Origin of the sequence: Candidatus Thiosymbion oneisti (assembly GCF_900092655.1) — a bacterium.
Taxonomy (GTDB): domain Bacteria; phylum Pseudomonadota; class Gammaproteobacteria; order Chromatiales; family Chromatiaceae; genus Thiosymbion; species Thiosymbion oneisti.
In genome coordinates, this window is the sequence record NZ_FLUY01001441.1 from 1 (window position 1) to 788 (window position 788).

1 protein-coding gene is annotated in these 788 nt (G+C 41.0%); it reads left to right on the forward strand.

The genetic code is table 11. The features are described 5' to 3' along the window. Positions 1–106: 106 nt before the first annotated feature. On the forward strand, positions 107–586 hold the full coding sequence (locus tag BQ17_RS20900; RefSeq protein ID WP_141699307.1) for a hypothetical protein: 480 nt from the start codon (positions 107–109) through the stop codon (positions 584–586). Positions 587–788 lie beyond the last annotated feature (202 nt).

The following is a 788-nucleotide window of genomic DNA, read 5'->3' on the forward strand; positions in this document are numbered from 1 at the left end:
TTAGCTCGGGGAATTCGCTTTGAAGAAACGGTATGATTACTGCATCTTTGATCGCTCATTAGCTCATTATAGAATACTTGTGTAGCAGCTAAAGCCTTGCACTAAAGTGCATAGTTTTGGACTAGCGTGCTGGGATAATAAAGCGATTTTTATTAAGGATTATAAAATTCCATGCGATCTTTTGCGTGCAAAAACGTTTAAGCAAAAATATATACTAATTTATGGTAGACGGAGTGATCCTACTCTTACAGAAGGATTTAGCGAAAAAAGGGCATATCTGCAAGGACCTGACGAGGAATTTATGACTTTTGACAGGTTATATCCTAACCCGAACTTTTCAAATTATATCACAGTGCGGTTGCGTCCTTCCCGGGAATATCAGGCATTGCATGTACCCCCAACGTTAATGCTGTCTCCTTTTTATGCTAAGGATTTTTCAGAAATAACGGAACGAGAAAAGGCTGTTGAAAACAACATGTATTTGAATAAAGGGCGAAAAACTTTCCTTAATGATCGCTGGAAGTATTGGGATGATTGGGCGCAGAATGGTGCGAAAGGCTTTATGTCAAGTAGTGATTATGAATGAATCCTTTTTAACGCTATAAAAAGCCCGCGTAGGGCGGGTAAGAGGCGCGCTTGGGAACGGTTCACTAACAAGTTAAGCGTCTTATATTAGAGAAGTCGTTGAAATGTCGGTAGCTATTGAGCATACGCGGTCTTCATAGGAGAATGAGCCGACCATAAGTCCAAGCCACGGGTAATCTGATGAACGAGTTTCCAGGCTACGA